The organism is Pseudomonas yamanorum (assembly GCF_900105735.1).
GTDB lineage: Bacteria > Pseudomonadota > Gammaproteobacteria > Pseudomonadales > Pseudomonadaceae > Aquipseudomonas > Aquipseudomonas yamanorum.
Genome location: NZ_LT629793.1, coordinates 4,359,014 through 4,382,894, shown reverse-complemented (window position 1 = coordinate 4,382,894; position 23,881 = coordinate 4,359,014). Strand labels below are relative to the sequence as shown.

Below are 23,881 nucleotides of genomic sequence, written 5' to 3'. Positions count from 1 at the left end.
TATGAAACAACGAGGTTTCTCGCTGATTGAGCTAATTCTGGGCCTGTTCCTGAGCGGCATCCTGGCCAATCTGGCAGTGCCGAGCCTCAAGGGGTTGCTTGAGTCGCAACGACGACAGAACGCCGCCGAATCCCTCGCCGGAGGGGTGCGTTACGCCCGTACGGAAGCCATCGCGCGCAATCGAACGGTGGTTATCCATGCGCTGGATGATGACTGGAGCCGGGGATGGAGGGTAATACTGGACCTGAACGGTCGCGGCCATCTGGACGATCAGAACCCGGTGCTGCTGGAGCGCCAGGACAATGGCCAGATACCGATTGTGGGAAATACGCCGGTGAGAACCCAGATACGCTTCAGCGGCCTGGGTGAACCATTGCTCTCCGCAGGGGCTTTCAGCGCCGGCACCGTTCACGTGTGTGCGACGGACCAGCAACTGAGCCTGTATCAAATAGTGCTGGCGGCCAGCGGGCGCATCAGCCTGCGCAGTAACAAAACCGAGCAGGCGCTGTGCCGGGGATACGCTGGCACCTTGGGACTCAGAGCAGCGAACGAACCCGCAGCTCCTTGGGCATGGAGAAAGTGATGTTTTCTTCACGGCCCGCCAGTTCATCAGCGCCCGTGGCGCCCCAGGCCTGCAGTTGCTGAATAACGCCACGCACCAGCACTTCCGGGGCCGAGGCACCCGCCGTGATGCCGATGCGCTCGACGCCATCGAACCAGCCGCGCTGCATGTCTTCGGCACCATCGATCAGGTAAGCCGGGGTGGCCATGCGCTCGGCCAGTTCCCGCAGACGGTTGGAGTTGGAGCTGTTTGGGCTGCCCACCACCAGCACCACGTCGCACTCGTCGGCCAATTGCTTGACCGCATCCTGGCGGTTTTGCGTGGCGTAGCAGATGTCGTCCTTGCGCGGCCCGCCAATCGCGGGGAAGCGCGTACGCAACGCATCGATGACACGGCTGGTGTCATCCATCGACAAGGTGGTCTGGGTAACGAAGGCCAGCTTCTCAGGGTTGTGCACCTGCAACGCGGCGACGTCTTTTTCGTCTTCCACCAGGTAGATCGCGCCGCCATTGCTGGCGTCGTACTGACCCATGGTGCCTTCGACTTCCGGGTGACCGGCGTGGCCTATCAGAATGCATTCACGACCATCACGGCTGTAGCGCGCGACCTCGATATGCACCTTGGTCACCAGCGGGCAGGTAGCATCGAATACCTTCAGGCCACGGCCAGCAGCTTCGGTGCGTACAGCCTGAGAAACACCGTGGGCGCTGAAAATGACGATAACGTCGTCCGGCACCTGGTCCAGCTCTTCAACGAAGATGGCACCGCGACTGCGCAGGTCTTCGACCACGAACTTGTTGTGGACGACTTCATGGCGCACGTAAATCGGCGGACCGAAGACTTCCAGGGCGCGGTTGACGATTTCAATCGCCCGGTCCACGCCGGCGCAGAAGCCACGGGGGTTGGCGAGTTTGATTTGCATGCTGTGCCTCGTGTCTTGCCCTGTAGGAGAGAACTTGTGTGGCGAGGGAGCTTGCTCCCGCTGGGCTGCGAAGCAGCCCCAACCTGGGCAATCGAGACACATCAGGTGTATCTCGATGAACAGTTTGGAGTGCTACCCACTCCAACGGGAGCATGCTCCCTCGCCACAACAAGCTCGCGCCTACAGTAGGCCGATTTCGTTAGTTACAGCGCTTTAACGTCGATGATTTCGACATCAAAGGTCAAGGTTTTCCCGGCCAACGGGTGGTTGAAATCGATGGTCACTTGCGCGTCATCAAAGGCCTTCACCACACCCGGCAGTTCGGTATTCGCCGCATCGTTGAAGATCACCAGCAAGCCTTCCGACAGCTCCATGTCCTGGAACTGCGAACGCGGGATGATCTGCACGTTTTGCGGGTTGGGCTGGCCAAAGGCGTTTTCCGGCAGGATCTGCAGGTTGCGCTTGTCGCCGGCCTTGAAACCGAACAGTGCCGCTTCGAAACCCGGCAGCAGGTTGCCGTCGCCGACCTTGAAGGTCGCCGGGGCCTTGTCGAAGGTGCTGTCGACCGTGTCGCCATTCTCCAGGCGCAATGCGAAATGCAAAGTGACTTCCGTGTTCTGGCCGATGCGTTGCTCAGCCAATACCTGTTCAGTCATGAACGGTCTCTCCGGTTTTCTTACTTTTGAACATATCCAACGCCAGCATGATTGCACCGACGGTGATGGCGCTGTCGGCAAAGTTGAACGCCGGGAAGTACCAGCGGTTCTGCCAATGCACCAGAATAAAGTCGATCACATGGCCCAGCGCAATACGGTCGTACAAGTTGCCCAATGCGCCACCCAGCACCAGCGCCAAAGCGATGGCCAGCCAAGTGTCGTTGCGCCCCAGGCGCTTGAGCCAGACCACCAGCACGGCACTGACCACTACGGCGATCAGGGCAAACAGCCAGCGCTGCCATCCGGAGCTGTCAGCCAGGAAGCTGAACGCAGCGCCGGTGTTGTAGGCCAGGGTCCAGCTGAAGTAGTCAGGAATCACCACGATCTGCTGGTACATCTCCAGGGCGCCTTCGAAGTGAGCCTTGCTGAGCTGGTCAATGACCAGCACCAGCACGCTCAACACGAGCAAGCCCAGGCGTCCAAAACGACTGGCTTCAGGCATAGTGACGAACCTCGCCAGCGCCAGAGATATTGTCGACGCAACGACCGCAGATTTCCGGATGCTCAGGGTTCACGCCGACATCTTCACGGCAGTGCCAGCAACGGGCGCACTTGGCGAAGGACGACTTGACCACTTTAAGCTTGAGGCCCGGGACTTCAGTCGCCACGGCGTCCGCCGGAGCCTGAGTAAACGGTGCCAAGCTGGCGGTGGACGTGATCAAGACGAAGCGCAGTTCGTTACTCAACTTGGCCAGGTCGGCGGTCAGGCCTTCCTCGGCAAACAGCGTGACTTCGGCCTGCAGGTTGCCGCCTACAGCCTTCGCCGCGCGCTGCACTTCCAGCTCCTTGTTCACGGCAACCTTGACGGCCATTACGCCTTCCCAGTACTCGCGGCCCAGTTCGAAGTCAGCCGGCAATTCGGTCAGGCCTTCGTACCAGGTGTTGAGCATCACGGACTCGTTACGCTCGCCCGGCAGGTATTCCCACAGCTCATCGGCGGTGAACGCCAGGATCGGCGCGATCCAGCGCACCAGCGCCTCAGAGATGTGGTACAGCGCGGTTTGCGCCGAACGGCGTGCCTTGCTGTTGGCGCCAGTGGTGTACTGGCGGTCCTTGATGATGTCGAGGTAGAAACCACCCAGCTCCTGCACGCAGAAATTGTGGATCTTCGAGTAGACGTTCCAGAAGCGGTATTCGCCGTAGTGCTCTTGCAGCTCGCGCTGCAGCAACAGGGTACGGTCCACGGCCCAACGGTCCAGGGCGAGCATTTCCTCGGCCGGCAGGATGTCGGTGGCCGGGTTGAAACCGGTCAGGTTCGAGAGCATGAAACGTGCGGTATTACGGATCCGGCGGTACGCATCGGCGCTGCGCTGCAAGATCTGCTCGGACACGGCCATCTCGCCCGAATAATCGGTAGAGGCAACCCACAGGCGCATGATGTCGGCGCCGAGGGTGTCGTTGACCTTTTGCGGCGCGATCACGTTGCCCAAGGACTTGGACATCTTGCGACCGTTCTCGTCGACAGTGAAACCGTGGGTCAGCAGCTCGCGGTACGGGGCGTGATCGTCGATCGCGCAGCCGGTCAGCAACGAGGAGTGGAACCAGCCACGGTGTTGGTCGGAACCTTCCAGGTACAGATCGGCACGCGGGCCGGTCTCGTGACCCATCGGGTGTGAACCACGCAATACGTGCCAGTGGGTGGTACCGGAGTCGAACCACACGTCGAGGGTGTCGCTGATCTTGTCGTACAGCGGCGCTTCGTCGCCCAGCAGCTCGGCGGCGTCCAGCTTGAACCAGGCTTCGATGCCTTCTTGTTCAACACGCTGGGCCACCACTTCCATCAGCTCGACAGTACGTGGATGCAGCTCGCCGCTTTCCTTGTTCAGGAAGAACGGAATCGGCACGCCCCAGTTACGCTGGCGTGAGATGCACCAGTCCGGACGGTTGGCGATCATCGAGTGCAGGCGCGCCTGACCCCAGGCCGGAACGAACTTGGTGTCTTCGATCGCCTTGATCGCGCGCTTGCGCAGGGTTTCGCCGCTGGTCGGCTCTTTGTCCATACCGATAAACCACTGCGCGGTGGCGCGGTAGATCAGCGGGGTTTTGTGACGCCAGCAGTGCATGTAGCTGTGGGTGATGGTTTCGGTGTGCAGCAGCGCACCGACTTCAGCCAGCTTGTCGACGATCGCCGGGTTGGCCTTGAAGATGAACTGGCCACCGAAGAATTCCAGGGACGGCGAGTAGACGCCGTTGCTTTGCACTGGATTGATGATGTCGTCGTTGACCAGGCCGTACTGCTTGCAGATCACGAAGTCGTCTACGCCATAGGCAGGCGAGCAGTGAACCACGCCGGTGCCAGCGCCCAGTTCAACGTACTCGGCCAGGTAGATTGGCGACAGACGGTCGTAGAACGGGTGACGGAAGTTGATCAGTTCCAGCGCGGAGCCGGTGGTGGTCGCGATCACCGAGCCTTGCAGGTTGTAGCGGGCAAGGCACGACTCGACCAGCTCTTCAGCCAGCACCAGCAGCTTGTCACCGACGTCCACCAGGGCGTAGGTGAATTCCGGGTGCACGTTCAGCGCCTGGTTGGCCGGGATGGTCCACGGGGTGGTGGTCCAGATCACGATGGAGGCTGGCTTGGCCAGGCTCGCCAGACCGAAGGCTTCAGCCAGTTTGGCTTCGTCGGCGATCGGGAAGGCGACGTCGATGGTCGAGGACTTTTTGTCTTCGTACTCGACTTCTGCTTCAGCCAGGGCCGAGCCGCAATCGAAGCACCAGTTCACGGGCTTGAGGCCCTTGAACACGAAACCGCCCTTGACGATCTCGGCCAAGGCGCGGATTTCACCGGCCTCGTTCTTGAAGTCCATGGTCTTGTACGGGTTGGCCCAGTCGCCCAATACACCCAGGCGGATGAATTCGGACTTCTGCCCTTCGATCTGCTCGGTGGCGTAGGCACGGCACAGTTCGCGGGTTTTGTCCGCGCCCAGGTTCTTGCCGTAGGTCACTTCGACTTTGTGTTCGATCGGCAGGCCGTGGCAGTCCCAGCCCGGGACATAAGGCGCGTCGAAGCCCGAAAGGGTTTTCGAGCGAACGATCATGTCCTTGAGAATCTTGTTCAGCGCATGACCGATATGAATCGTACCGTTGGCATAAGGAGGGCCGTCGTGCAGGACGAATTTCGGACGATCCTTGCCAATCTCGCGCAACTTTCCGTACAGGCCAATACTGTCCCAGCGCTGCAGGATCTGCGGTTCGCGCTGTGGCAGGCCGGCCTTCATTGGGAAGGCGGTGTCCGGAAGGTTTAGCGTGGCTTTATAGTCGGTCATTTAAGGCTCTTCATTAGCGATGGGCGCTAGGTGCGGCTAGTGCACGGGCGGCGGCGACATCCGCATTGATCGCCGTTTTCAACGCCTCCAGGGAGGCGAAACGCTGCTCTTCACGCAGCTTTTGGTGGAAAGCCACCGTCAAACGCCGGTCATACAAATCACCGGCAAAATCCAAAAGGTGAACTTCCAGGTGGGCTTTGCCATCACCTGCAACCGTGGGCCTGACGCCTATATTGGCGACTCCGGGCCACGATTGGCCGTCGATGTCGACACTCACCAGGTAAACCCCGGTCAGTGGCACACGACGGCGCTTGAGCTGCACGTTGGCGGTTGGCGTGCCCAGTTGGCGCGCCAGCTTCTGGCCGTGCAGGACCCGCCCGGCAATCCGGAACGGGCGACCGAGCAAACGCTCGGCCAAGGCGAAGTCGGCAGCGGCCAGGGCGTTACGCACCTGGGTACTGCTCACGCGCAGGCCGTCCATTTCGACGGTTTGCGCGGCTTCGACGGTAAAACCCTGGGTAACACCGGCCTGTTGCAGGAAATCGAAATCCCCTACCCGGTCGCAACCGAAACGGAAGTCGTCGCCGACCTCCAGGTGCTGCACGCCCAGGCCATCCACCAGGATACGGTCGACAAACTCGGCGGCGCTGAGGCTGCGCAAGCGCTGGTTGAAAGCCAGGCAGAGGACACGGTCCACGCCTTCTTCAGCCAGCAATTGCAGCTTGTCCCGAAGTCGGGCCAGACGCGCCGGCGCCGTCTCCGGGGTAAAGAATTCACGGGGCTGTGGTTCAAAAATCACCACGCAGCTGGGCACGCCCAACTCAACCGCACGCTCACGCAGGCGGGCCAGGATAGCCTGGTGGCCACGGTGAACACCGTCAAAGTTGCCAATAGTGGCGACGCAGCCCCGATGCTGGGGGCGCAGGTTGTGGAGACCTCGAACCAGCTGCATAACGCGCTTCTTGCTCATAAAGTGGTCGATTATAACCACACCCGGCCCCGGACGACAGGCAACAGCGCAGGCCATTTGCGCGAATCGATAAAACAACCGCCTTATCGACGAAAAGTCTCTAGCTCAGCGACTTGCGATTGAAATCCCGTAAACGGAAGCCCATCAGCAGCAACATGCCGAAGTACACCACCACGCCAGCGACCACCAATGCACCGAGGCGCATGAAGCGCTCCAGCATATGGCCCTGATCCCAGGCAGGCATGAAGTGCATCAGCCCCAGTAGCACTGCGGCCATCGTGCCCACCGCCACCACCAACTTGAGCCCAAACGAACCCCAGCCTGCCTGAGGCTGGAACATTTTCTGTTTGCGTAGCTGATAAAACAGCAGCCCGGCATTAATGCAGGCACCCACACTGATTGCCAGCGCCAGCCCCGCATGCTTCAGCGGACCGATAAACGCCAGGTTGAGCAGCTGCGTAACCACCAGGGTGAAGATCGCGATCTTTACCGGCGTACGAATGTTTTGTTGAGCATAAAAGCCGGGGGCCAGCACCTTGATCACGATAATGCCCAGCAGGCCGACGGAATAGGCGATCAGCGCACGCTGCGTCATCGAGGCGTCAAACGCGGTGAACTGGCCGTACTGGAACAGCGCAACCGTCAGCGGCTCAGCGAGCAACCCCAAGGCCACGGCGCACGGCAGCACCAGCACGAAGCACAGGCGCAGGCCCCAGTCGAGAATCCGCGAGTACTCGTGGCGGTCTTTGCTGGCATAGGTGCGGGACAGCGTTGGCAGCAGGATGGTGCCGAGCGCCACGCCCAGTACGCCGGACGGCAGCTCCATCAGACGGTCGGCGTAGTACATCCACGATACGGAGCCCGAGACCAGCAACGAGGCAAAGGCGGTATTGATGATCAGCGAGATCTGGCTGACGGAAACCCCCAGGATTGCCGGCAGCATGTTGCGCATCACCCGCCAGACCCCGGTGTCTTTAAGGTTCAGGCGCGGCAGCACGAGCATGCCGATCTTCTTCAGGTGCGGCAGCTGGTACAGCAGTTGCGCCAGGCCACCGGCCAGGACCGCCCAACCCAGGGCCATCACGGGCGGATCGAAATACGGCGTCAGGAACAGCGCGAAAATAATCATGCTGACGTTAAGCAGGGTCGGCACGAAGGCCGGCACCGAAAAACGGTTCCAGGTATTGAGGATCGCCCCGGCCAGGGACGACAGGGAAATCAGCAATATATAAGGAAAGGTCACCCTCAACAGGTCAGTGGTCAGGGCGAATTTTTCCGGTGTATTGGCAAAACCGGGGGCCGTGGCCCAGATCACCCAGGGCGCGGCAAGCATCCCGGCGATGGTCACCAACGTCAGCACCAACGTCAGCAAACCAGAAACATAGGCAATAAAGGTGCGGGTTGCCTCCTCCCCTTGCTGCGCCTTGTATTCCGCCAGAATCGGCACGAAGGCCTGGGAAAAAGCCCCCTCGGCGAAGATCCGCCGCAGCAGATTGGGCAGTTTAAAGGCAATAAAGAAGGCATCCGTGGCCATGCTGGCGCCAAAAATGCGTGCCAGCAGCGTGTCACGCACAAACCCCAGGACCCGGGAAATCATGGTGATAGAGCTGACAGCGGCCAACGATTTGAGCAGATTCATTGAAAGAGTTTTTGCCTATAGATAAAGAGCAGGCGAACAAACGGCCCACATATGCGATACTCCGCGCCTGCAACAAGCACAGAGCCAAAGCTCGCGAGTTTACAGGTCAAGCGCCGGAAATAAATCACCCGCCTCTTAAGATCGACCACTCAGCAGTTCGCATCACACGCCCTTGACAAGACTTCAACTCATCGGCATGATTCGCGGCCTATTTTGTTTGCTATTTCCTAAAAAGTCTTTCGAGGAGCTCGACGGTGGCCAACACACCTTCCGCCAAAAAACGTGCAAAACAGGCTGAGAAGCGTCGCAGCCACAACGCCAGCCTGCGTTCCATGGTTCGTACCTACATCAAGAATGTAGTTAAAGCCATTGACGCAAAAGACGCTGAAAAAGCTCAAGCTGCTTACGTTCTGGCTGTGCCAGTTATCGACCGCATGGCCGATAAAGGCATCATCCACAAGAACAAAGCTGCTCGCCATAAAGGTCGTCTGAATGGCCACATCAAGGCTCTGAACCTTGCTGCTGCAGCCTAAGCGATAAGCTTGTTAAAAAACCGACCTCAGGGTCGGTTTTTTATTGCCTGCAATTTGAGCAAGCCAAAAAAAAGAGCCGGCATGCCGGCCCTACTTGAGACTTACTGCGCAGTAGGCCACGGCAAGATCGGAATCGCCGTCACCGCGTTCTGCGGACTGCCTTCGATCAAGCGATCGCTGTAGACCAGATACACCAGGGTATTGCGCTTCTTGTCGAGGAAACGCACCACCTGCATGGTCTTGAACACCAGAGACGTGCGCTCCTTGAACACCTCATCCCCGTCCTTCAGCTCACCCTTGAAGTGAATCGCGCCCACCTGACGACAAGCAATCGACGCCTCAGCGCGATCCTCAGCCAACCCCAGGCCACCTTTCACCCCACCCGTCTTGGCACGGGACAGGTAGCACGTCACGCCATCCACCTTCGGGTCATCAAAAGCCTCGACCACAATCCGGTCATTGGGGCCGACAAACTTGAACACCGTCGACACCTGGCCAATCTCTTCGGCCGATGCCAGCAACGGCATCGCCAGCAGTAAACCGAGCAACCCCTTCATCACGCGCATCGAGAATTCCTTTTTACTTAAACCAGAATCAGGTTATCCCGGTGAACCAGCTCCGGCTCAGCCATGTAACCCAACAGACCGACAATCGCATCAGACGATTGCCCGATGATTTTCTGCGCCTCAAGGGCACTGTAGTTGGCCAGGCCACGGGCAATCTCGCGACCGTCCGGCGCCACACACACCACCATTTCGCCACGGCGGAAGCTGCCCTGGACCAGTTTTACACCCACCGGCAGCAAGCTTTTGTTGCCTTGGGACAACGCTGAAACCGCACCGGCATCCAACACCAGGGTACCGCGCGTCTGAAGATGCCCTGCCAGCCACTGCTTGCGCGCCGCCAGCATGCCACGCTCAGGCGACAGCAGCGTACCGATGCGCTCGCCCGCCTTGAGGCGATCCAGCACCCGCTCAATCCGGCCACCGACGATGATGGTATGCGCGCCGGAACGCGCTGCCAGCCGTGCCGCACGCAGCTTGGTCTGCATACCACCACGCCCCAGGGCACCACCGACACTGCCAGCCACCGCATCCAGCGCCGGATCATCGGCACGCGCCTCGTAAATCAGCTGCGCCTCAGGGTTATTGCGCGGATCAGCGTCGAACATGCCGTCGCGATCCGTGAGAATCACCAGCAAATCGGCCTCAACCAGGTTAGCCACCAGGGCCGCCAGGGTGTCGTTGTCGCCAAAGCGAATCTCGTCAGTCACCACGGTGTCATTCTCGTTGATCACCGGGATCACTTTGAGTTCAACCAAGGCGCGCAGCGTACTACGAGCATTCAGGTAGCGCTTGCGGTCGGACAAGTCGTCATGGGTCAGCAGAATCTGCGCCGTATGGCGACCGTGCTCGGCAAAGCTGGACTCCCAGGCCTGCACCAGGCCCATCTGACCAATGGCGGCAGCGGCTTGCAACTCGTGCATCGCGCTGGGTCGCGCGGTCCAGCCAAGGCGGCTCATACCGGCGGCAACCGCCCCGGACGACACCAGCACCAACTCGACTCCAGCCTCATGCAAGGCCACCATCTGGTCCACCCAGACGCTCATGGCCGCACGATCCAGCCCCTTGCCATCCGCCGTCAGCAGCGCGCTACCGATCTTAACGACCCAACGCTGCGCACCTGTCACCTTGCTCCGCATCATCTTCAACCTTAGATAGAGGGCCGCGCGACCCAGCGCCGCCCATAACGTTATTCGTGACTACCGATTTCCAGATACCAAAACGCCGCTCGATTGAGCGGCGCTTAAGTTTACTGCAACGAATCAGTCGCGCACGTAAATGATTTCCGGACCATCTTCATCATCCACGTCTTCTTCGTCCCAATCGTCGTCACCGATGTCATGGACCGACTTGACGCCACTGCGACGCAGGGCACGCTGGTCATCCAGCGCCTGCAGCTGGGCACGGGCTTCGTCTTCGATACGCTGATCCAGCTCGGCCAGCTCTGCCTTGTAGACAGGGTCGGCGGCCAAGCGGTCAGCACGATCCTCGAGGTAACGCATGATGTCGCGAGTCAGGCGCTCAGTGCCTTCTTTGGCAATGGCCGAGATCACGTACACAGGCCCCGTCCATTCCAGGCGATCAACGATTTCCTTGACGCGCTCTTCGTGCTCTTCCTCAAGGATCTGATCGCACTTGTTCAGCACCAACCAACGATCACGCTCTGCCAGGGACGGGCTGAACTTGGTCAGCTCGCTGACAATCACTTCAGCGGCGTCCGGCGCACTGGTGTCATCCAGCGGCGCCATGTCAACGAGGTGCAGCAGCAAACGGGTACGGGACAAGTGCTTGAGGAAACGAATCCCCAGGCCCGCGCCGTCGGAAGCACCTTCGATCAGGCCCGGAATGTCAGCAACCACGAAGCTCTTCCAGCGGTCGACACTGACCACACCCAGGTTTGGCACCAAGGTGGTGAACGGGTAATCGGCGACTTTCGGCTTGGCAGCAGATACCGAGCGAATGAACGTACTTTTGCCGGCGTTCGGCAAGCCCAACAGGCCCACGTCAGCCAACACCTTCATTTCCAGCTTGAGGTCACGCTGTTCGCCAGGCTTGCCCGGCGTGGTCTGGCGTGGCGCACGGTTGGTACTGGATTTGAAACGGGTGTTGCCCAGGCCGTGCCAGCCGCCATGAGCCACCAGCAGGCGCTGACCGGCTTTGGTCAGGTCGCCGATGACTTCCTGGGTTGCGGAGTCGATCACGGTGGTGCCGACCGGAACCCGCAGTACCAGCTCTTCGCCTTTTTTACCGGTGCAGTCGGTGCTGCCGCCGTTGGAGCCACGCTCGGCATCAAAGTGCCGGGTGTAACGGTAGTCCACCAGGGTGTTGAGGTTTTCGTCGGCGATCATGTAGACCGAGCCGCCATCACCACCATCACCACCGTTAGGACCACCGTTTTCGATGAATTTTTCCCGACGGAAACTCATGCAACCGTTACCGCCGTCGCCAGCTTTTACTCGGATCGAAACTTCATCAACAAACTTCATAACAAAACGCCTCTCGCCACACGGACGAGCTTAAGAAACCAAGACATAAGACTCTTGCAAAAATGAGCGCAGCGACCTCAAGCAACGACCGCAAATCCACTGCTTTCGCCCATCACAAACAGCTTTGCAAGAGACTCACCCCACAAACGAAAAAGCCCCGTCGCGAGACAGGGCTTTTCCAGCAACTACGTAATTATGCCGCGACGACTTCAGTCTTCGGGACAATGCTCACGTAACGGCGGTTGAAAGCGCCTTTTACTTCAAACTTGATCACGCCGTCGATTTTAGCGAACAGAGTGTGATCTTTACCCATGCCAACACCGTAACCGGCGTGGAATTGGGTGCCGCGCTGACGCACGATGATGTTGCCCGGAATGATAACCTGGCCGCCATACATCTTCACGCCAAGGCGTTTGGCTTCTGAGTCGCGACCGTTACGGGTACTACCACCAGCTTTTTTGTGTGCCATGAGTCAATTCTCCTAGTGAGGAATTAGGCTGAAATTAAGCCTGAATACCGGTGATTTTGATCTCGGTGTACCACTGGCGGTGGCCCATACGCTTCATGTGGTGCTTACGACGACGGAACTTGATGATGCGGACTTTATCGTGACGACCTTGGGAGATCACTTCAGCCACAACGGTAGCGCCTGCAACAACTGGAGCGCCGATGTTCACGTCATCGCCATTGGCGACCAACAGAACGCGATCAAAAGTGACGGATTCGCCAGTAGCGATTTCCAGCTTCTCGATCTTCAGGTATTCACCTGGGGCGACCTTGTATTGCTTGCCACCAGTAACAATTACTGCGTACGACATGGTATTTCTCCGATAATCCTGCTCACCCAGCGCTTTATAAGAAGAGGTATTGGCTGGCATGGCTGCATGGGATGGACGTCCCGAATGCAATTGCGTAAGGCAGGTGCTGCCCAGGAAGTTCAGGGTGCGCGATTGTACGCAAGCTATGGAGGTGTTGCAAGTGGCCGTCTATCGCGCCTTGACACTAGGGGACGCGGGTCCTAGCATGCCGCGCAACCCTTCTGGAGCGACTGTCGCTGATGCAACCCCAAGCTTTCTACCGCGCGGTGGCGGACGATTTTAGCGCCGTCGACGGCATCATCAAGAAGCAGCTGACTTCTAAAGTGCCGCTGGTCTCCAAAATTGGCGACTACATTACGTCGGCCGGCGGTAAACGCCTGCGTCCTTTATTAGTGTTGCTGTGTGGCAAGGCCCTGGGCCGTGAAGGCGATGATCTGCGCCTGCTGGCCGCGACCATCGAGTTCCTGCACACCGCCACCCTTCTGCATGACGACGTGGTCGACATGTCCGGCATGCGCCGTGGTCGCGAGACGGCCAACGCGATGTGGGGCAACGCGCCGAGCGTACTCGTGGGCGACTTCCTGTACTCGCGCTCGTTCGAAATGATGGTCGAACTGGGCTCGATGCCGGTGATGAAGATTCTTTCACAGGCCACGCGCATCATCGCCGAAGGCGAAGTGTTGCAACTGTCGAAGGTTCGCGACGCCAGCACCACCGAAGAAACCTACATGGAAGTGATTCGCGGCAAAACCGCGATGCTCTTCGAAGCCTCGACTCACAGCGCTGCCGCCCTGTGCGAAGCGACGCCCGAGCAGAGCGAAGCCCTGCGCACCTTTGGCGATCACTTGGGCGTGGCCTTCCAGTTGGTAGACGACCTGCTGGATTACCGCGGCGACGCCGAAACCCTGGGCAAGAACGTCGGTGACGACCTGGCCGAGGGCAAGCCGACCTTGCCGCTGATCTACACCATGCGCGAAGGTACGCCGGAACAGGCCGCCCTGGTGCGAAAGGCGATCCAGAAAGGCGGGATCGAAGACCTGGAAAGCATCCGCGAAGCCGTGGAAGCTTCGGGCTCCCTCGAATACACCGCGCAACTGGCCCGTGACTACGTCGCTCGTGCCATCCAATGCCTGGAAGCCCTTCCAGCCAGCGAATACCGGGACGCCCTGGTTGAGCTGAGTGAGTTCGCGGTCGCCCGTACTCACTGATTTGGCCGCCCTGCAGGAGCCTTCCCGGCTCCTGCAACGACCCGCACCGCCCTTCCCACGCTAAAACCCTATATAATGTGCGCTTTTTAGCCATCCTGAAACCAAAGGAGCTTTAGTGAGCACGTTGCCACCCTGCCCGAAATGCAATTCCGAATACACCTACGAAGACGGCGCCCAGCTGATTTGCCCGGAATGCGCCCATGAGTGGACCGTCGGTGGCGAAGCCGAGGCTGCCAGCGATGAATCCGTAAAGAAAGACTCTGTGGGCAATGTCCTGCAGGACGGCGACACCATCACCGTGATCAAGGACCTCAAGGTCAAAGGCACATCACTGGTGGTCAAGGTCGGCACCAAGGTCAAGAACATCCGCCTGTGCGATGGCGACCATGATATCGACTGCAAGATCGACGGTATCGGCCCGATGAAACTCAAGTCCGAGTTCGTCCGCAAGGTCTGAACCGGCGGCCTCCATCTCGTGCCCTGCACGGGATGGCGCTTCACCCTCCCCCGCGTCACTTCCGCACTGGCGGCAAAAGGCCAGGCCTTTTGATCAAAAACAATATCCACACAGAAAAGTCCGGAAATCGCCAATAGGGACTTGCTATTCTACGAATAAGAATTATTCTCATTGAAACCCATCAAGGAGATGCTTCCATGACTTATTTGATCGATGCCTGGCTGGACCGTCCACACCCTTACCTGCGAATCCTCCATCGGGAAACCGGTGAAGTCTGCGCGGTGCTGGAAGAAGAAGCGTTGAGCGAACTGCAGGATCAGGGCGACCTGGACGTCAATGGCCTGAGTTCCAGTGAACCTGGTGTGCTGAAGGAAGTGGTGAGAAATCTGTTTCTGTTCTGCTATGCCCGGGCGTTGCGCCCAGTGACGGATCTCAATGGCAAGTTTCATCCATGAGCAACCGCGCAAAACACTGCAGGAGCGAGCAGGCTCGCTCCTGCAGGTAAGGTCTTACAGAACGTCGAGCAGTTCGACGTCGAACACCAGAACGCTGTGCGGCGGGATGCTGCCAACGCCTTGAGCACCGTAAGCCAGTTCGCTCGGCACGTACAGGCGCCATTTGCTGCCGGCATTCATCAGTTGCAGGGCTTCGGTCCAGCCGGCGATCACGCCGCCAACCGGAAACTCTGCAGGCTGGCCGCGCTCGTAGGAGCTGTCGAACACAGTGCCGTCGATCAGGGTGCCGTGGTAGTGAGTGCGCACCTGATCTTCACGGGTCGGCTTGGCGCCGTCACCGGCAGTCAGCACTTCAAATTGCAGGCCGGAAGCCAGGGTGGTAATACCGTCACGCTTGGCGTTTTCAGCCAGGAAAGCCAGGCCTTCGCCAGCAGCCGCTTCAGCCTTTGCAGCGGCTTCGGCTTGCATGATTTCGCGGATGACCTTGAAGCTTGCGGCCATTTGCTCTTGGTCCACACGGCTAGGCTTGCCGGCGAAAGCGTCGGTCAGGCCAGCCAGGATCGCGTCCAGGCTGACGCCCGGTGGCGGGTTGTCGCGCAGCTGGTCGCCCAACTGACGGCCAATGCCGTAGCTCACGCGGGTTTCGTCGGTGGACAGATTAACTTCGGACATGGAAAGGCTCCGCTGTAGGACGACACAGGTGTCGTCCAAACTAAAAGGGCGAGCAGACTAGCACACAAGCCACGCCCTTGATGAGCCCTGCACCCGGGCAACGGGGAGCGTCGGGCGGCAATTAATGCTTGGTAACTTTATCCAGGTAACCCATGGCAAACGCCGACACCACAAACGTCATGTGGATGATCACGTACCATTTCAAATGCTCGGGATCGACGTTCTTGGCGTCCATGAACACCCGCAGCAAATGGATCGACGAAATCGCCACGATGGACGCCGCGACCTTCATCTTCAGCGACGAGGAATCCATGGTCCCCAGCCAATTGAGCTTCTCTTTGCTTTCGTCGATGTCCAGCTGGGAAACGAAGTTCTCGTAGCCGCTGATCATCACCATCACCAGCAGGCCGCCCACCAGCGCCATGTCGATCAACGACAGCAGCACCAGGATCACATCCGACTCACTCATGGTGAACACGATGGGAATCACATGGAACACTTCCTGGAAGAACTTCAGCCCCAGTGCCAGCAGCCCCAGGGACAACCCGAAATAGATCGGCGCCAACAGCCAGCGTGAGGCATACATTGCATTTTCGATAAAGCGTTCCATTGAATCTCACACAGCTTGGCTAAAAATGGCGGCGAGTATACCAGCCGCACCCAAACGCCAGAAACCGTCGATAAAACTGATCTGTACGGCATCTGTAAAAGATTTTTTCTGCTAGTGTCGAGCTCATCAACTCGGCTCGATGATGTCGGACAGGAAAACTCAGATAATGGATGTGCGATCCCCTTTGGCCAGCATTGGCCTGTGCGCGGCGTTGCTGGTGGGCGGCGGTTGCTCCCCAAGCGATGAACACAAGCAAGCCAGCCTTGAAGAGAAAACCGCCAAGTTCGAACAGTCCCTGGACGCGATCCAGGACCCCAAGCTCAAGGACGCCGTGTCCGAACTCGGTGGCTCGCTGCTGTTGCTGGAGCGGGCACGCGCCAAGCTCGCCACCAAGCCCATCGAGGCCGAGTACAGCGAAGACGCCCTGGCACTGCTCAAGCATTACCCCACGCCCCAGGCCCTGGTGGACACCTATATCAATGGCCTGTTTGTCCTGCGCAAGGCGTCCCATTCGGACTACCTGACGGACCTGCAGCCGATCTTCCCGTTCAACTTCAACATGCCCGACCAATTCCCCTTCCCCCACGGCCTGGAATGGCAGTCAGTGACCTTGAGCAACAACAAGGTCATCCCCTTCCAGCCGGAATGGTCGGAAACCGATCCGGGTATCCAACTGAGCCCCACCAGCTCCAACCTGACCAACCCCGATGACCTGACGGTGACCTACCCGTTCATCGAAGGCATCGAGACTGAAAACAAAAGCCAGCCGCAGCCCGTCACACTCAAGGGCAAGGTGGAAGTCATCGCGCCGCGTAAAGTCTTCACCTTCGACCTGTCGAAAAAGGACGTGGGCCGCAAACGCACTGAAGACAACGTCACGGTCACGCTGCTGACCCTCGAAAAGAACTACGCCGAAATCGAACTGACCAACAGCGCCCCGCTGGCACCGGAAGTCGTGGATGAATCGCCCAACCCGCTGCTGGTGCAGGCTCGCGACACCACCGGGAAATTTCTCTCGCGCTCGGGCTCAATCAACGAGAACGCCGCCCAACTGGCGTTTTACGAGAAACAACTGGCCAAAATGCAAAAGCAGAAGGCCTGGTCCGACGCCTTTGAAAAACAGTTGGAAGACGAACAGAAAGCCTTCGAACACAAGCAGAACAGCCACTACACCAAGGTGTACTTCAACGGCCTGATCGACAACGTGCAAGTCAGCGTCCTCGACTTTTCCCAGGCGACGGTGACCCGCAAGGACCTGGACCTGCCCGTACGGCGCTTCGACAAGAACAGCCTGGAGAAGACCGTACAACCGTTGCCGATGCCCGTCACTGTGTATGACGACCAGGCTTCGGACTGGCTCAAGGACGCCACGCTTTCTGAAGACCAGTTGAAGAAAAGCGTCACCATCAACCAATCGGTGGATGACGCCAGCGCAGCACACATCGAGTTCGATCACCCCTACACCTTCAACGACGACCTGCTGGGCGAAGACCGGGGCGGCGGCGATGCCCCCGTGACCTTCCTCACCGCCAACGACGAAGGCAAGCTCGGCGAGCCGATCGAACTGCCCGCCGAAGCCTACGAGGTCGACCCGGGGCGCGGCACCATCACCTATGACCTGAACCTGTTCCCCGAAAACCCCGGGTTTGCCGTCGGGTCAATGCCACTGTTCCTGGCCACCATCGAAAAAGGCAGCCTCACGGCCGGGCAACTGCCCAAGGGCCTGGAGCTGAAGGACAACGCGCTGATTGTCGACCAGAAGCTGTTCCCGTCGGATATCTGGCGGTTCTATGCCAAGGATGCCAGCGGCAACTACTTGAAAGAAATTCTCGGCGTCAGCCACCGGGCCGAGGAGTACGGCACGGCGCTGTTCGATGTGCATTACTTTTATGGCCAGCCGACCACGCTGGAAACCTACCAGCGCACCGGTCTGGACACGGTGCAATATGGGTTTGAGGTGAAGCTGGACAAACCCGAGGCGGCCCCTGCCCCCAAGCCATAGCCCCCCCGCCCCCGTAGCAGCTGTCGAGCGCTAGCGAGGCTGCGTCGGGTGCGAACGGGGCGCTGAGTCAGACACGATGTCGGCGGTGCGGCCGACGCAGCCTCGCTAGCGCTCGACAGCTGCTACGGGGAGTGCGGTCAGCGGATATCGCTTAGCACCGTCTGCCGCCCGCCATTGAGCTGTCGCAAGTGCGCCTGCAAGTGCAGGCACCAGATCTGCGGGTCGTCCGCCAGTTCGTACCCGTGCAGGGTCAGGCTTTCGACAATCGAATCAAGGATGGTTTGTGCCACGAAAGGTCCGTGAAACGGGCCTTGGGACTTGATGGTGGAAGGCTGTTCACCGGTCATTCCGGCAGCAAACAACAAGGTCCACATCCCGGTATCCCCCGCGAGAGGGCGAATGGAACATTCGATACGAGTAACCAGGCCCAGGCACTGGCGGGTGAGGCAGAGGTTGCGCGACATGGCGGCGACCCTCGGTAGATCCGGTATTCAGCCTCGCAGGGCAAGACTGTTTCTATCCAGCGACTCCTGTGGATATCCCTTGAGCTGAGAATAGAAGAAACCCGGTACAAACCAAGGCCGGGGGACCAACGGACGACTGCCGTCACGACGGCGTCAAAAATATGCCGAAGGGACCTGAAAACAGGCCCCTTCGGTAGTTATTACACCGGTTTTGCTTCTGCCAACGCCTCCTGCGCCAGCTCCTTCTCGGCTTCCTTCAGATCATCCTCACTGATCATCTCGGCAATCGCCCGCAGACGCTCCACCACCCGCGCATTGACGCTGCCTTCGGGGAATTGCCCCTCCTCGTCGGGCGAACCCGCAGGCTCACCCACCAGCAAGCTCAAGGCCTCGTCGGCCTGGCGCACAGCGTAGACGTGGAATTGCCCGTCGCGCACGGCTTGCAACACCTTCTCGTCGAGCATCAGCGTCGCGACGTTGGCCTGGGGAATGATCGCCCCCTGCTCGCCGGTCAGCCCACGGGCTTCACAGAGGCGGAAGAAACCTTCGATCTTCTCGTTGACCCCGCCCACCGCCTGCACTTCACCAAACTGGTTGATCGAGCCGGTGATGGCAAAGCACTGCTTGAGCGGCGTCTTCGACAACGCCGAGATCAAGGTGCACGCCTCGCCCAGGGAAGCGCTGTCGCCGTCGACATACCCGTAGGACTGCTCCAGGGCAATACTCGCCGAGATCGCCAACGGGAATTCCTGGGCATACCGGCTGCCCAGGTAACCGGTGAGGATCATCACGCCCTTGGAGTGAATCGGCTGGCCGAGGTTAACTTCACGCTCGATATCCACAATGCCGCTGCCGCCCGGGTACACCGATGCAGAGATCCGCGCCGGCACGCCGAATGCCGAGTCCCCCACTTCCAGCACTGTCAGCCCGTTGCACTTGCCCACCGCCGCACCGGCGGTGTCGATCAGGATCACCCCGGCGAGCATGTCGTCGAGAATCCGCGCCGACACCCGCCCGGTGCGCGTGGCCTTGGCCTTGAGTGCACGCTCGATGTGCCCGGAGTCGGTGCGCTCATCGCCCGCCAGGTGACGAATGAAGTCCGCCTCGCTGACCAGTTGGAACAAATCACCGATACGCGCCGACAAGCGCCCCTGGTTCTCCGCCAGCCGCGCGCTGTAGGTCGCCAGCCGCGCGACCGCATCCGAGGTCAACGGCGCCATGCCTTCTTCCGAGGTGCGGGTTTTCAGCAACTGGGCGAACTGCTCCAGGCTTTCATCCACCATCGGGATGTCTTCGTCGAAGTCCACCAGCACCCGGAACATCTCCTGGAAGTCCGGATCCGCGTCCTGCAACGCGTAGTACAGCTGGCGGGAACCAATGATGATGACCTTGAGCTGCAACGGGATCACTTGCGGGTTGAGGGTCACCGTGGCCAGGCGGCCCAGTTCGCCCAACGGTGATTCCATCTTCAGCTTGCGCGATTGCAGGGCACGCTTGAGGGCGTCCCACACAAACGGCTCGCTGAGCATCTTTTCGGCTTCAAGGATCAGGAAACCGCCGTTGGCACGGTGCAACGCACCCGGGCGCAATTGGCGATAAGTGGTGTAGAGCGCGCCTTGATCGGTGCTGTATTCAATACGGCCGAACAGGTTGTCGTAGGTCGGATGCGGCTCGAACACCACCGGCGCACCACCGTTGACCGGATGGCCCACCACCAGGCTCGGGCAATACTGCTCTTCCAGCAACTTGCGGGCCTGGGCATCGGTTTTCGCGTCGTCCACCAACTGCTCGACCACGGTTTTCAGCAGGTAGACCTGCATCGCCTGCAAGTAACCGCAAACGGCCGCGTTCTCCGCATACTTCTCGGACAGCGGCGCCAACAATGGCTGCAAGGCCAATGTGATGGTTTCTTCGTTGAACTGGCGCATCTGGTTGTTGGACTCGCGCTTCCACTGGGGCAGGCTGGCGAGTTCTTCGTTGAGGCGTTCTTCCAGTTCGGAAATATCGGTGTGGAAACGCTCGCGGTCAGCTTCCGGCAACTGCGAAAACTCGGCTTCGTCCAAGGCCTTGCCGTCGAGCATCGGGGTAAAGGCAATGTTGGTGCTGTCACGGTACAGCGCCACGTCCTTTTCCAGGGCCAGGCGCTCGATGACATCCAGGGCACGGTCGTAGCGCTGGTTGAAGGCGCGGTCGATGGCGCTTTTACGCTGTTGATAGGTCGGGTGTTCAAACACGGCCGGGAAGGTCGCGACCAGGTTGTCGATCAGGCCGTTGATATCGGAGATGAACGCAGCAGCACCGCCCGCAGGCAGCTCCAGCGCGCGGGGTTCGCGAGGCTCATCGAAATTATTGACGTAGACCCAGTCGGCCGGGGTCTGCAGGCGCTTGCCTTCGGCCTTGAGGTAGCGTTTGACGAACGAAAAGCGCCCGGTACCGGGCTCACCCATCACAAATACGTTGTAACCGGGGCGTGGCATCGCCACGCCGAACTGCAAGGCTTCGACCGCACGTTCCTGGCCAAGCACACCGCGAAAGGGCTCCAAATCATTGGTGGTCGAGAAGCTGAACTGTTCAGCGGAAAAAGGACGAGTCAGCGCTTCGGGCGCTAGACGCAAGCTGGCAGCAACAGGATCAGGCATCGGGCTTCCTTACATCAGGCGGGGCAGATGACGGCATTCTGGCGCCGGGTTGGGCCGGCTGGCAAGGACGGCTTAGGGAAAGCATAGACCCGTGTTCGGGGCTGCAAAAAAACCGAGTGTTTCCGGCTTGTTTCACAAAAAGTCACGGAACCCTTGGATCGTGCCTAAACTCCAACCTGCTGCGGGTTGGACTAATAACCGACCCCTAGGGTGCTGTCAGGCACCTGAACCCTTGTCCATTGGTTTGCACACAAAGAGAACAAAGCTATGAAACGGATCCTTCTCGGTACTCTCTTCACCGTCGTCTCCCTCAATGCAATGGCTGAAGCGCCAGGTGGCCCGAACTGCGGTTGGGGCAACATGTTGTTCGAAGGCCAACGCGGCACTCCGGCGCACTTCCTGGCCTCCACCACCAACGGTACCTCGGGTAACGCCACTTTCGGCATGACCTCGGGCACCAACGGTTGCAACACCAACAGCAAGCTGACCTACGGTGGCAAATCGTGGATTGCCATGAATGGCATGATGAACGAGCTGTCCGAAGACATGGCCAAGGGTAACGGCGAAGCGCTGACTACCTACGCCGTGGTACTGGGCGTTGCTCCTGAAGACCGCGAGCACTTTGCCGCTGTGACTCACGAGCATTTCCAGCAAATCTTCAGCAAGGCTGACGTAACTGCTGATGACGTGCACAACAACACCTTGGCTGTACTGAAAAGCGACACCCGTCTGGCGAAATACGCTACCCAGGCTTAAGCTCGACCCGCCCGTGCCTTTCGGGGCACGGGTTTTATTATTTTTGGACCTGCCTCCCCTTTGGGTCTTTTTATCTCGACTTAAGTTGCCCACATGCTCAAACGCCTTGCCTACCTGGCACTCTTCGCCTGCGCCCCGCTATATGCGGCACCGCACCTTGATGATCAACGTTTGCAGCAGCTGGCCAACGACCCGTTCTGGCTTTCGCTGGGGCATTACGAGTCCGGCAAGTTCAAAGGCTGGCGCAGTTATGTCAGCGACAAGAAATTCTTCCTCGCCCCCGATGGTGCCCACCATCCGGACCAGGAGCTGAAGGCCACGGTAGAGGCGCTGTATGCCCCGGCCAGCCTCGGCGAAAAGCACGCCCAATGCGTCTACCCGGCACGTACCCGTTGGCTCAAGGACCAGTTGCACCTGACGGACTTGCCGGCGCTGGACTGCAAGGAGTTCAAGCAATGGTTCAAGGACGTCGCCCCCCACAGCGCGGTAATGATCTTCCCGGCGGCCTACCTCAACAGCCCGTCGTCGATGTTTGGCCATACCCTGCTGCGTATCGACCAGGCTGACGTGCAGAGCAACAACACTGCCCTGCTCAGCTACGCGATCAACTTTGGCGCCTACATCGAAGGCTCGGACAACAGCATCCTCTACGCCTGGAAGGGCCTGATGGGCGGCTATCCCGGCCTGTTCGCGCTGGTGCCCTATCAGGAAAAGCTCTCGGAATACCGTAGCCTGGAGAACCGCGACCTGTGGGAATACCGCCTGAACCTGACCCAGGTCGAGACCGAGCGTATGGTCGAGCACGTGTGGGAACTCAAGCAGATCCAGTTCGACTACTTCTTCTTCGACGAAAACTGCTCCTATCGCCTGCTGGAGCTGCTGCAAGTAGCCCGTCCAAGCCTGCGGCTGACCGAGCAATTCCCGCTGACCGCGATCCCTACCGACACGGTAAAAGCCGTGAAAGAAGCCGGCCTGGTGGAGAAAATCGATTACCGCCCTTCCCGTGAACGGGAGCTGCTGGAACGCGCCAAGCCGCTGGGCAGCGACGAGCAGCAATGGGTGCTGAAGATCAGCGACGACCAGAAACAACTGCAGGACCCGGCGTTCAAGGCCATCGCCAAAGACCGCCAGGCCTTGATCATCGACGCCGCCTACCGCCTTGGCCGCTACCGCGCCAACGGCCTGGAGCGCGACACCGAACGTTCCCAGCGCAGCTTCGAACTGCTGCGGGCGATCAACCAGAACCCGGCGCCGGACCTGAAGATCGAACGCCCCGGCCTGCCCGAAGACGGCCACGAATCCCGCACCTGGCAAGCCGGCATCGGCACCCGGGGCGACAAGGCCTTCGGCGAATACGGCCTGCGCATGGCCTACCACGACCTGAATGACAACGCCGAAGGCTTCCCCCTGGGCGCGCAGATCGAAATCCTGCAAATGAAACTGCGCCAGTACGAAGGCAACCACTGGCAGTTACAGCAACTGGACCTGGCGACCATTCGCTCACTGACCCCGCGCAACGAACTGCTACAACCCTGGTCATGGCAAGTCACCGGTGGCCTTGAGCGCGTACCGGGCAAGCATGACGACGAGACCCTGGTCAGCCACGTCAATGGCGGCGCCGGCGGCACCTGGCAACTGCGCGACGACATGCTTGGCTTCGCCCTCGGCACGGTGCGCGTGGAGCACAACAGCGACTTCGGTGAAGCCATCTCCCCGGCTGCCGGGTTCAATACAGGTGTGTTGTGGCGCAACCCGCTGGGCAACCTGAGCCTGGAAGCCAAGGGTGACTTCTTCACCAATGGCGAGGTGCGGCGCAGTATCAGCCTGAATCAACAGTGGGAATTGTCACGCAACCTGGGGCTGAGACTGAGTGCGCAACGGGAATACAGCCACTTGGCGACACCAGTGAATGAGGTGATGCTAGAGGTGAAGTGGTATCACTACTAACCACTGAGCCGTAGATCGTTCAAATGTGGGAGCTGGCTTGCCTGCGATGCAGACACCTCGGTGTATCAGTTACACCGAGTTGATGCGATCGCAGGCAAGCCAGCTCCCACATTTTTTCAGCGCTGCTTCAGAAGAAGGAGTGCCAACAGATTAATCACAGCCCTTTCACATCCCCCCAACGAATCGCCTTCTAAAC

General features: G+C 59.5%; 23 protein-coding genes. 8 read left to right on the top strand and 15 right to left on the bottom strand.

Features of this window, described 5'->3' with window-relative positions:
• Nucleotide 1: 1 nt before the first annotated feature.
• Nucleotides 2-583 (top strand): GspH/FimT family pseudopilin, encoded by a 582-nt coding sequence (locus BLU46_RS20625; RefSeq protein ID WP_093204935.1) that lies wholly within the window; start codon nt 2-4, stop codon nt 581-583.
• Here BLU46_RS20625 and ispH read toward each other — a convergent pair.
• From ispH to murJ, 6 genes are all read right to left on the bottom strand, one after another.
• The gene (gene ispH / locus BLU46_RS20620; protein WP_063027028.1) at nt 537-1,484 is read right to left on the bottom strand and encodes a 4-hydroxy-3-methylbut-2-enyl diphosphate reductase; all 948 of its coding nucleotides are present in this window, start codon (nt 1,482-1,484) and stop codon (nt 537-539) included. The genes BLU46_RS20625 and ispH overlap by 47 nt on opposite strands.
• Nucleotides 1,485-1,687: 203 nt before the next feature.
• Nucleotides 1,688-2,125: an FKBP-type peptidyl-prolyl cis-trans isomerase gene (fkpB, locus tag BLU46_RS20615; RefSeq protein WP_003215879.1), complete on the bottom strand. Its 438-nt coding sequence runs from the start codon at nt 2,123-2,125 to the stop codon at nt 1,688-1,690.
• 7 nt (nt 2,126-2,132) lie between these two features.
• Entirely contained in the window at nt 2,133-2,642 is a 510-nt protein-coding gene (lspA, locus tag BLU46_RS20610) for a signal peptidase II (protein ID WP_093204931.1), read from the bottom strand.
• A complete protein-coding gene (gene ileS / locus BLU46_RS20605; RefSeq protein ID WP_063027026.1) occupies nt 2,635-5,466 on the bottom strand; it encodes an isoleucine--tRNA ligase in 2,832 nt (943 codons plus the stop codon). Before ileS ends, lspA begins: the two co-directional genes overlap by 8 nt.
• A 13-nt stretch (nt 5,467-5,479) precedes the next feature.
• The gene (gene ribF / locus BLU46_RS20600; RefSeq protein WP_063027024.1) at nt 5,480-6,418 is read right to left on the bottom strand and encodes a bifunctional riboflavin kinase/FAD synthetase; all 939 of its coding nucleotides are present in this window, start codon (nt 6,416-6,418) and stop codon (nt 5,480-5,482) included.
• Between the two features lie 118 nt (nt 6,419-6,536).
• Nucleotides 6,537-8,075 carry a murein biosynthesis integral membrane protein MurJ gene (gene murJ / locus BLU46_RS20595; RefSeq protein WP_063027022.1) on the bottom strand — a complete coding sequence of 513 codons (1,539 nt, stop codon included), beginning with the start codon at nt 8,073-8,075 and terminating at the stop codon, nt 6,537-6,539.
• Nucleotides 8,076-8,329: 254 nt separating this feature from the next.
• Between murJ and rpsT the strand changes: the two genes are divergently transcribed.
• Nucleotides 8,330-8,608 (top strand): 30S ribosomal protein S20, encoded by a 279-nt coding sequence (rpsT, locus tag BLU46_RS20590; protein ID WP_003215870.1) that lies wholly within the window; start codon nt 8,330-8,332, stop codon nt 8,606-8,608.
• A gap of 101 nt (nt 8,609-8,709) precedes the next feature.
• Here rpsT and BLU46_RS20585 read toward each other — a convergent pair whose 3' ends face one another.
• From BLU46_RS20585 to rplU, 5 genes are all read right to left on the bottom strand, one after another.
• Nucleotides 8,710-9,174 carry a CreA family protein gene (locus BLU46_RS20585; protein ID WP_063027020.1) on the bottom strand — a complete coding sequence of 155 codons (465 nt, stop codon included), beginning with the start codon at nt 9,172-9,174 and terminating at the stop codon, nt 8,710-8,712.
• Nucleotides 9,175-9,191: 17 nt separating this feature from the next.
• The gene (proB, locus tag BLU46_RS20580; RefSeq protein WP_017477809.1) at nt 9,192-10,310 is read right to left on the bottom strand and encodes a glutamate 5-kinase; all 1,119 of its coding nucleotides are present in this window, start codon (nt 10,308-10,310) and stop codon (nt 9,192-9,194) included.
• Nucleotides 10,311-10,433: 123 nt separating this feature from the next.
• Nucleotides 10,434-11,657, bottom strand: a complete 1,224-nt coding sequence (gene cgtA, locus BLU46_RS20575) for an Obg family GTPase CgtA (RefSeq protein WP_003215864.1) — start codon at nt 11,655-11,657, stop codon at nt 10,434-10,436.
• A 193-nt stretch (nt 11,658-11,850) separates the two neighbouring features.
• Entirely contained in the window at nt 11,851-12,126 is a 276-nt protein-coding gene (gene rpmA / locus BLU46_RS20570; RefSeq protein ID WP_003215862.1) for a 50S ribosomal protein L27, read from the bottom strand.
• A gap of 34 nt (nt 12,127-12,160) precedes the next feature.
• On the bottom strand, nt 12,161-12,475 hold the full coding sequence (gene rplU, locus BLU46_RS20565) for a 50S ribosomal protein L21 (protein ID WP_003176051.1): 315 nt from the start codon (nt 12,473-12,475) through the stop codon (nt 12,161-12,163).
• 239 nt (nt 12,476-12,714) lie between these two features.
• Here rplU and BLU46_RS20560 point away from each other — a divergent pair, with 239 nt between their 5' ends.
• From BLU46_RS20560 to BLU46_RS20550, 3 genes are all read left to right on the top strand, one after another.
• Nucleotides 12,715-13,683, top strand: a complete 969-nt coding sequence (locus BLU46_RS20560; RefSeq protein ID WP_003215860.1) for a polyprenyl synthetase family protein — start codon at nt 12,715-12,717, stop codon at nt 13,681-13,683.
• 115 nt (nt 13,684-13,798) lie between these two features.
• Nucleotides 13,799-14,140: a zinc ribbon domain-containing protein YjdM gene (locus BLU46_RS20555; RefSeq protein WP_063027018.1), complete on the top strand. Its 342-nt coding sequence runs from the start codon at nt 13,799-13,801 to the stop codon at nt 14,138-14,140.
• Nucleotides 14,141-14,337: 197 nt separating this feature from the next.
• A complete protein-coding gene (locus BLU46_RS20550; protein WP_003215856.1) occupies nt 14,338-14,595 on the top strand; it encodes a PA4570 family protein in 258 nt (85 codons plus the stop codon).
• 54 nt (nt 14,596-14,649) lie between these two features.
• Here the strand turns inward: BLU46_RS20550 and BLU46_RS20545 are convergent, their stop codons facing one another.
• A complete protein-coding gene (locus BLU46_RS20545; RefSeq protein ID WP_017477811.1) occupies nt 14,650-15,267 on the bottom strand; it encodes an FKBP-type peptidyl-prolyl cis-trans isomerase in 618 nt (205 codons plus the stop codon).
• A gap of 121 nt (nt 15,268-15,388) precedes the next feature.
• Entirely contained in the window at nt 15,389-15,877 is a 489-nt protein-coding gene (locus tag BLU46_RS20540) for a TIGR00645 family protein (protein ID WP_003215853.1), read from the bottom strand.
• 166 nt (nt 15,878-16,043) lie between these two features.
• Between BLU46_RS20540 and BLU46_RS20535 the strand changes: the two genes are divergently transcribed.
• Nucleotides 16,044-17,879 (top strand): hypothetical protein, encoded by a 1,836-nt coding sequence (locus tag BLU46_RS20535; RefSeq protein WP_093204922.1) that lies wholly within the window; start codon nt 16,044-16,046, stop codon nt 17,877-17,879.
• Nucleotides 17,880-18,016: 137 nt separating this feature from the next.
• Here BLU46_RS20535 and BLU46_RS20530 read toward each other — a convergent pair whose 3' ends face one another.
• Entirely contained in the window at nt 18,017-18,343 is a 327-nt protein-coding gene (locus BLU46_RS20530; RefSeq protein ID WP_003215849.1) for a PA4575 family protein, read from the bottom strand.
• A 200-nt stretch (nt 18,344-18,543) separates the two neighbouring features.
• Nucleotides 18,544-20,982, bottom strand: coding sequence for a Lon protease family protein (locus BLU46_RS20525; protein WP_017477814.1), 2,439 nt, complete (start codon nt 20,980-20,982; stop codon nt 18,544-18,546).
• Between the two features lie 267 nt (nt 20,983-21,249).
• On the opposite strand from BLU46_RS20525, the gene BLU46_RS20520 reads away from it, so the two are divergent.
• A complete protein-coding gene (locus BLU46_RS20520) occupies nt 21,250-21,738 on the top strand; it encodes a DUF3015 domain-containing protein (RefSeq protein WP_017477815.1) in 489 nt (162 codons plus the stop codon).
• A 93-nt stretch (nt 21,739-21,831) separates the two neighbouring features.
• Nucleotides 21,832-23,685 carry an Lnb N-terminal periplasmic domain-containing protein gene (locus BLU46_RS20515; RefSeq protein WP_063027014.1) on the top strand — a complete coding sequence of 618 codons (1,854 nt, stop codon included), beginning with the start codon at nt 21,832-21,834 and terminating at the stop codon, nt 23,683-23,685.
• Nucleotides 23,686-23,881 lie beyond the last annotated feature (196 nt).

What these genes read in the sequence shown, in the direction of transcription:
- BLU46_RS20545 (WP_017477811.1), bottom strand. Translation starts at nt 15,267, where the DNA reads ATGTCCGAAGTTAATCTGTCCACCGACGAAACCCGCGTGAGCTACGGC.
- ribF (WP_063027024.1), bottom strand. Translation starts at nt 6,418, where the DNA reads ATGCAGCTGGTTCGAGGTCTCCACAACCTGCGCCCCCAGCATCGGGGC.
- BLU46_RS20550 (WP_003215856.1), top strand. Translation starts at nt 14,338, where the DNA reads ATGACTTATTTGATCGATGCCTGGCTGGACCGTCCACACCCTTACCTG.
- BLU46_RS20625 (WP_093204935.1), top strand. Translation starts at nt 2, where the DNA reads ATGAAACAACGAGGTTTCTCGCTGATTGAGCTAATTCTGGGCCTGTTC.
- BLU46_RS20540 (WP_003215853.1), bottom strand. Translation starts at nt 15,877, where the DNA reads ATGGAACGCTTTATCGAAAATGCAATGTATGCCTCACGCTGGCTGTTG.
- BLU46_RS20535 (WP_093204922.1), top strand. Translation starts at nt 16,044, where the DNA reads ATGGATGTGCGATCCCCTTTGGCCAGCATTGGCCTGTGCGCGGCGTTG.
- BLU46_RS20585 (WP_063027020.1), bottom strand. Translation starts at nt 9,174, where the DNA reads ATGCGCGTGATGAAGGGGTTGCTCGGTTTACTGCTGGCGATGCCGTTG.
- lspA (WP_093204931.1), bottom strand. Translation starts at nt 2,642, where the DNA reads ATGCCTGAAGCCAGTCGTTTTGGACGCCTGGGCTTGCTCGTGTTGAGC.
- BLU46_RS20520 (WP_017477815.1), top strand. Translation starts at nt 21,250, where the DNA reads ATGAAACGGATCCTTCTCGGTACTCTCTTCACCGTCGTCTCCCTCAAT.
- ispH (WP_063027028.1), bottom strand. Translation starts at nt 1,484, where the DNA reads ATGCAAATCAAACTCGCCAACCCCCGTGGCTTCTGCGCCGGCGTGGAC.
- BLU46_RS20560 (WP_003215860.1), top strand. Translation starts at nt 12,715, where the DNA reads ATGCAACCCCAAGCTTTCTACCGCGCGGTGGCGGACGATTTTAGCGCC.
- rplU (WP_003176051.1), bottom strand. Translation starts at nt 12,475, where the DNA reads ATGTCGTACGCAGTAATTGTTACTGGTGGCAAGCAATACAAGGTCGCC.
- ileS (WP_063027026.1), bottom strand. Translation starts at nt 5,466, where the DNA reads ATGACCGACTATAAAGCCACGCTAAACCTTCCGGACACCGCCTTCCCA.
- BLU46_RS20525 (WP_017477814.1), bottom strand. Translation starts at nt 20,982, where the DNA reads ATGCCTGATCCTGTTGCTGCCAGCTTGCGTCTAGCGCCCGAAGCGCTG.
- rpmA (WP_003215862.1), bottom strand. Translation starts at nt 12,126, where the DNA reads ATGGCACACAAAAAAGCTGGTGGTAGTACCCGTAACGGTCGCGACTCA.
- BLU46_RS20530 (WP_003215849.1), bottom strand. Translation starts at nt 18,343, where the DNA reads ATGTCGCGCAACCTCTGCCTCACCCGCCAGTGCCTGGGCCTGGTTACT.
- cgtA (WP_003215864.1), bottom strand. Translation starts at nt 11,657, where the DNA reads ATGAAGTTTGTTGATGAAGTTTCGATCCGAGTAAAAGCTGGCGACGGC.
- proB (WP_017477809.1), bottom strand. Translation starts at nt 10,310, where the DNA reads ATGCGGAGCAAGGTGACAGGTGCGCAGCGTTGGGTCGTTAAGATCGGT.
- murJ (WP_063027022.1), bottom strand. Translation starts at nt 8,075, where the DNA reads ATGAATCTGCTCAAATCGTTGGCCGCTGTCAGCTCTATCACCATGATT.
- BLU46_RS20515 (WP_063027014.1), top strand. Translation starts at nt 21,832, where the DNA reads ATGCTCAAACGCCTTGCCTACCTGGCACTCTTCGCCTGCGCCCCGCTA.